The following is a 6639-nucleotide window of genomic DNA, read 5'->3' on the forward strand; positions in this document are numbered from 1 at the left end:
CGGAACAGATGGCTTGAGGCGCATGGGATCAGCGTGCACATCGGTTCGCAGATTCGGTCGGCGGAGCCGTTTGGCGCGGCGATGGAGCGGGTGTGCAAATTGGTGATGCAACTGAGACGCGAGGGCGTTGCGCTGAAGGTTGTAGATGCGGGCGGCGGTCTGGGCATTGATTATCACTCCACCCCAGCGACGAAGACCCGTCGCAGGGGACCCCGGGATCACGGCGGCGCGGATAGTAGTGATCCGGCGGTGAAGGTGCAGGAGTATGCGGCAGCGATCGAGAACGCATTGGTAGGCTTTGATGGCAAATTGCTGATTGAACCGGGGCGCTTTATCGTCGCGCAGGCTGGGGCGCTGGTAACGCGCGTGCTGAATGTGAAGAAGAACGGGAAGAAGACGTTTGTGATTGTGGATGCGGCGATGAATGATCTGATTCGGCCGGCGCTTTACCAGGCTTATCACGAGATTGTGCCCGTCAATCCGCGGGCGGGTCGGGCGCGGGCGGTCGATGTAGTTGGTCCGGTGTGCGAGACGGGAGACTTCTTTGCGCGCGATCGCATGTTGAAGCCGGTTGAGGCAGGCGACCTGGTGGCGCTGTTGGATGCGGGCGCTTATGGGATGGCGCAGAGCTCCAATTACAACTCTCGTTTTCGCGCGGCGGAAGTGCTGGTGGATGGAACGAAGCATCGGCTGATTCGCCGGCGCGAGGAGATGAAGGATCTGCTGGCGACGGAGATCATCTAGACACTGCCTTAGTGATTTGGTTCGATCCGGCCCTACGGGACGGATGAGTTGCGGTGCACGTTGTCCCAGGATTGCGCTGCGCTTCATCCTGGGCTATTTTCATGGTCTCCCTCCGGGAGACGGGCTACTTTCATGTTCTCGTTCGGGAGATAGCTTGGCGGCTAGTCCATGAGCGGACGTGAGCCTTCTGCCGTGCCCCGAGGATCACAATGAAACGATGTTCACGCGATTGCTTGTTATGGCTCCTCGCGCGGTTGAAACTACTGCGCTCTTTGGTCCGTCCTGATAAGGTATCTCGCGGAGGAATTTGCAATGTATTTTCGTATGCAGGCGTTGTGTGCCTTGGCGGTAGCGGGGCTGTTTGTGGGAGTATCGGCCAACTTGAATGCAGATTCGTTGAAGGTGAAGACGGCGCAGGGCAAGCTCGTCGGCAAGACAATCAATGATGGGAAAGTGCGGGCGTTCATGGGGCTGCCGTATGCGGCGCCGCCAGTTGGCGATCTGCGCTGGAAGGCTCCCCAGGCGCCGGCGAAGTGGAAAGGCGAACGCGATGCGACGAAGTATGGCGCGCATTGCGCACAGGGCCGCGTGTTCGACGACATGGTGTTCCAGGACGCTGGTCCGAGTGAAGACTGCCTCTTCCTGAATGTCTACACGCCTGCGGATGCGAAAGAGAAGAGCAAGCTGCCCGTAATGTTCTGGATTCATGGTGGCGGCTACTCAGGCGGCGGCAGTTCGGAGCCGCGCCATAACGGAGACTTTCTGCCGTTGAAGGGCGTGGTTCTGGTCACGATCAACTATCGGCTAGGCGTGTTCGGCTTCCTTGTGACCGATGAGTTGGCGAAGGAGAACAACGGCGTCGCGGGCAACTACGGATTGATGGACATGGTCGCGGGGCTCGAGTGGGTAAAGAAAAACATCGGAAAGTTTGGCGGCGATCCGAACAACGTGACGATCTTTGGCGAGAGCGCGGGATCGTTTGCAGTGAGCACGCTGATGGCTTCGCCGATGGCGCAGGGTCTTTTCGCGAAGGCGATCGGCGAGAGCGGCGCAGCGTTTCCGAGCGCGCTGAATCTCGGCGGACAGACTGTGACCGAACGGGCTGCGATTGACGGCAAGTGGGTAGCGACGCTGGGCGTGAAGAATCTGGCCGAATTACGCGCGATGCCGACGGACAAGATCCTGGAAGCTGCGAAAACCAAGGGCGCAACGGGGTTTGCTCCGGATATTGATGGAAAGTTTTTGACCGAGCCTGTTCCTGATACTTATGCAGCAGGCAAGCAGGCGCACGTTCCGCTGCTGGCGGGATGGAATGCCGATGAGGGCAGCTTCTTCGCAATGCGCGGAATGACAGCGGCGCAGTGGCAGGCGATGGCAAAGGGATTGTTCAAGGATCGCTCGGCGGAGTTTTTGAAGTTGTACCCGGGCGATACGGATGCGCAGGCGCTGCGATCGGCGGTTGATTTCGGCAGCGATCAGTTCATCGCTTTCGGAACTTGGAAGTGGCTGGAGGCGCAGCGCAAGACGGGTGATTCTCCGGTCTATCGGTATCATTTCGAACTGGCGGCGCTGCCGAGCAAGTATCATCCCGGGACGTTTGCTTTCCACTCCGACGACATCGAGTATGTGTTTGGGACCCTTGATACACGGCCCGGTGAAACGGTGCGGCCTGAGGACCGGCAACTGAGTGAGGCGATGATGACGTACTGGACGAACTTCGCGAAGAACGGCGATCCCAATGGAACGGGAGTGCCGAACTGGCCGAAGTACGACACGACGGACAATTCTCTGATTCACCTGAACAGCCCGATCACGTCAGGACCGGACACGACGCGGGACCGGTATCTGTTCCTGCTGCAGGGCATTCCGGCTATGCATTTCTAGTGTTTGAGCGGCACCCCCCATCCTTGTGGGAGCTATGTCCGCAAGGATTGGGTACCCCTGCCCCCCCCACCCGTCTCTGTGAAGAAGTTTCCTGTTTTCACGGAGGTACGGGAGGTTCATCGCTCCAAAGTATTCTAATGGCTGGACTTAGCCGCAGATTATTCTCATAAAAGGACTTAGGAGAAATCGGCCCCGCCGAAGCCGGAGGTCTTTCTGGCATCGTTGCGAGGAGATAGCCGTACAATTCCATTGTGCAACGGATGGCGGAAATTGCCTGCAAACCTGGCGCGAGGATTTTGCGTTTTGAATCAAGGGGTTAAAGAATTCTGTTGTGGGGAGAGCTTGACCACGCTGGTCTCCAATTTCGCCGGACAGAGAAAAACGTTGAAAAGGCCGCCTGTTTTGGCGGCCTTTGCTTTTCGAAGGAAGATGTTTGGTTAGCGGTTGACGCCGGAGGCTGCAGCGAAGCCAGAGGCCTGCGCGGAGGGGATGCCAGAGGCGGGTTTGGGATCGGCGAAGGACGAGCCGTTGGCGTTGATGGCGTCGGAGTAGTCGGGGCCAAGGCCGAGCTTCTTGAGGGCCCGGGAATCGGGCATAAGCTTGGTTTGCCAGCCCTGGTCGGCTTGAAACTTGCGCATGGCGGCTGTTGTGTTTGAATCCCACTGTCCATTTGCGTCGCCCGTCAGGTAGTGCTCGCGAATGAGAGCCTTCTGGATTTCAGTGGCGCGGGCCGAGTCGATACCCTGCTGGCCGTGAGACTTTTTGTGGTGCGACGTCTTAGCCGTTTTGTGGCTCTTAGCAGTTGATTTGCTGGCGTGGGTCGAGTGAGCGGATGAGCTTTTCTTATGGGCGGTGGTGTGTGTGGCCGTGGTAGTATTCGCGAACGCCGGGGCCGCAATGACGGAGGCCGATAGCAGAAACGCCAGGCTTGCTCGGGATAAAAGCATGCTGGTTACCTCAAAAGTAAAGTTCCTGGACGTGGAGCGGATTCTACTGGACGTCCATCGAGTGTGCCAACAAAAAGGGATTGGCACCAGAGAAATACGGGCAACGAAGAAAACAAAAGTTCGGCAAAAAAACGAAAGTCCAATGCGTTCAGGTGTACTTTCGATGGCCGGTCCGGGTCTGTGACGTGCGTCGCATGGCAGGGGCTAAAGCCCGTGCCAAATTGCTGGTCTTGTCGGCATGACTGAAGTCATGCCCTGATACAAACCTTGTGCGGCCCTGATACAAATCTTTTGCCCTGATACAAACCTTTTCTGCCTGGTACAAACCTGCTGAACAATTTGGATGCCGGGGAGGAGCGAGAGACTGGGTGCTCTCTCCCCGGCGTGAAGCACAGCTATGAGATACCGCTTACGTAGACTACAACGTACCGCCTACGTAGTTGATTCCGTTTTCGGGATGATGGGGGTCCATGACTTCAAAGACTACGTCATCGCCGGATTTGAGGCCCTTGACCACGGAGTCGAACTGGTCCTTGGTGCCGGTTGGGTGTTTGTTGATGCGGACGATCACGAGGCCCGGCTCGAGGCCCTGGAGGTCGGCGAAGGAACCGGGTCGAACAGCCTGGATAACGACTCCGGAGGTATGCAGTCGGGCAGCTGTCTGATCGGTGACCTGGCGAACCGCAATGCCGAGTTTTTCGCCGGCTTCGCTGGTGTTGTCAGGGGCGTTCTCAGGCTTTTGACCGGTGAGGTCGGCAAAGACCTTGTCCCGATCGCCGACGGTGATGGTGGCATCGGCCTGCTTGCCATCACGCAGATAGCCGAGGCGAATGCTGGAGCCGGGACGGCGGCTGGCAATGTCGTTTACGAGGTCGTCGCCATCCTTGATGGAGCGGCCATCGATGGAGGTAATGATGTCGCCGGGCTTGATGCCACCCTTGTCGGCGGGGCCGCCGGGCTGCACCTGCTGGACCAGTACTCCATTCTTGAAGCCGTAAACGCGGTTGACCGCGCCGGAGAGACCGGAGCGGAATGAAATACCGATCGACCCGCGGGTAACCTTGTGGCTGGGGCTGATGAGGTCGTTGTAGACCGAGACGACGGTGTTGGAGGGCATAGCGAATCCGATGCCCTGGTAGCCGGCCGACTGGGTGTAAATGGCGGTGTTGACGCCGATGACTTCGCCGTTCATGTTGAGCAGGGGACCGCCGGAGTTGCCGGGGTTGATGGCGGCATCCGTCTGAATGAAGTGCTGAAACTGGCCGGCGACACCGGGCTCGATGGTGCGATTCTTGGCCGAGACGATGCCCGCGGTAACGGTCTGCGCGAGGGCGAAGGGACTGCCGATGGCTTCAACCCAGTCGCCGACCTGGGCCTGATCGGAGTTGCCCATTTTTACAGTGGGCAGAGGCGAACTGGTGTCGATCTTGATAACGGCGAGGTCGGTGGCCTTATCGGTGCCGATGACGCGGGCGGGGCGGCCGAGGTCCTGCGAATCCGGATCGGTGGAGAGCTTGACAAAGATCTTGTCGGCCTTTTCGATGACGTGATTGTTGGTGATGATGTAGCCCTTGGGATCGACGATGAAGCCGGAGCCGAGGGACTCGCGGACCTGGCCGTCGTCGCCGCCGTCCTGGTCAGGAGCCTGGCCGCCGAAGAAGCGATTGAAGAAGTCCTGGAAGTTGTTGTCTCCCTGGCCTCCCTGGCCGGGACCCTGATCCTGATTATCATCGTCGTCGCCCGGGTTTTGCGGATTGGGCTGAACGCGGGTGTGGGGATTGGGACGTCGGTTTTTATTGTCGACAGCCTTGGGAAGAGTCTGGGTGTTGATGTTCACCACAGCAGGTCCGACGGCCTTGGCGATCTTGACGAAGGGATTGGGTTCGATGGTGGAATTAGCGACTTTGAGCGGGGTGGCATCGGTGCTGTCGCTGGTCCTCTCCTGGCCGCGCACTCCGTGAGCTGCGAAGGAACCGCCGACGAGGGCGGCGGAGAGAGTGGCGAGCAAAACGAAAGTCGATGCGAGGCGGTGCGACCGCAGACGTGCAAGGAGCGATTTCATCGGTTCAAAGACCTCTTTACTGGTTCATCCAACGGGGTTCTAGAAAATCCAAAGCGCCAATCTTAAGTATAGCTGTCGGAAGGGTTCCTCTGACGCACAGTGTGATGCACAGCGAGTCGGAGGCGGATCTTGCGTCGGCAACGGACCTCGTGTGGCATCTCAAGCCTCGGATGCCTGAATGGATGGGCAGGGTAGCTCGATGGGGAGGATCTTAAAAGCAGTCACCCATGTATAGACGGTTCGGAGTGGAAAGAGTGTTGCATGGGGCATGCTAACATCCGGCATGGATTCCCCATTAAAGTGGTGCAGATTCATGGTGATTGCGGCCGCGATGGTGCCGGCCGGAGTGCAGGTATGCGCGGGACAGACGGGTGCGGTGCAGGGCTCGGACAAAGCGGAAACGGATCTCACGATGCTGGACCGTCTGAACCAGATGATGGCGGGCGGCAAGAGTGCATGGAGCGACGAGCAGTTGCGCACCATGGGCCGGCTGCGCGATGCGGCGATGAAGAGTGACTACGCGTACAACGAGCTGCAGCACTTGACGGACAATATCGGTCCGCGGTTGAGCGGATCTCCGCAGGCACAGAAGGCGGTGGACTACGTTATGGGCGAGATGCGGGCACTGGGCGCGGAAGTGACGCTGGAGAAGGCTTCAGTGCCGCACTGGGTGCGCGGAGTGGAGACGGCTGAGTTGACAGCGTGGTCCGGGCAGGCGACAGGAACAACGCAGAAGATCGTGCTGACGGCGCTGGGCGGGAGCGTGGCCACTCCACCGGAAGGGCTGACGGCGGAAGTGGTGGTGGTGGACAACTGGGGCCAGTTGCATGCGCTGCCGGCGGGGGCGGTAAAGGGAAAGATCCTGTTGTTTAATCATCCGTTCGACAAGGAACTTGCGGCGACGGGGCACGGGCTTGAGGCGTACGGAAACAGCGTGGTATATCGCGCCGTGGGGCCAATCGCAGGCGCAGCGGTGGGAGCCGTCGCGGTGCTGGTGCGGAG

5 protein-coding genes are annotated in these 6639 nt (G+C 59.1%); 3 read left to right on the forward strand and 2 right to left on the reverse strand.

What is annotated here, in order from left to right; genetic code table 11:
* Both WA354_RS20105 and WA354_RS20110 read left to right on the forward strand, forming a co-directional pair.
* On the forward strand, positions 1-744 hold a 744-nt coding region (locus WA354_RS20105; RefSeq protein WP_472814802.1), incomplete at its 5' end, for a diaminopimelate decarboxylase family protein.
* A gap of 312 nt (positions 745-1056) precedes the next feature.
* Positions 1057-2628, forward strand: a complete 1572-nt coding sequence (locus WA354_RS20110; RefSeq protein ID WP_472814803.1) for a carboxylesterase/lipase family protein — start codon at positions 1057-1059, stop codon at positions 2626-2628.
* A gap of 437 nt (positions 2629-3065) precedes the next feature.
* On the opposite strand, the gene WA354_RS20115 is transcribed toward WA354_RS20110, so the two are convergent.
* Both WA354_RS20115 and WA354_RS20120 read right to left on the reverse strand, forming a co-directional pair.
* A complete protein-coding gene (locus WA354_RS20115; RefSeq protein WP_472814804.1) occupies positions 3066-3575 on the reverse strand; it encodes a peptidoglycan-binding domain-containing protein in 510 nt (169 codons plus the stop codon).
* Between the two features lie 418 nt (positions 3576-3993).
* Positions 3994-5637, reverse strand: coding sequence for a trypsin-like peptidase domain-containing protein (locus WA354_RS20120; protein ID WP_472814805.1), 1644 nt, complete (start codon positions 5635-5637; stop codon positions 3994-3996).
* Between the two features lie 313 nt (positions 5638-5950).
* Here WA354_RS20120 and WA354_RS20125 point away from each other — a divergent pair.
* Positions 5951-6639: zinc-binding metallopeptidase family protein (locus WA354_RS20125; RefSeq protein WP_472814806.1), on the forward strand; the 689-nt coding region annotated here is incomplete at its 3' end.

The sequence above is a fragment of the Occallatibacter sp. genome, assembly GCF_049802275.1.
GTDB lineage: Bacteria > Acidobacteriota > Terriglobia > Terriglobales > Acidobacteriaceae > Telmatobacter.

Excerpts from the sequence above, each read along its gene's own strand:
- WA354_RS20120 (WP_472814805.1), bottom strand. The coding sequence starts at position 5,637 with ATGAAATCGCTCCTTGCACGTCTGCGGTCGCACCGCCTCGCATCGACT.
- WA354_RS20115 (WP_472814804.1), bottom strand. The coding sequence starts at position 3,575 with ATGCTTTTATCCCGAGCAAGCCTGGCGTTTCTGCTATCGGCCTCCGTC.
- WA354_RS20110 (WP_472814803.1), top strand. The coding sequence starts at position 1,057 with ATGTATTTTCGTATGCAGGCGTTGTGTGCCTTGGCGGTAGCGGGGCTG.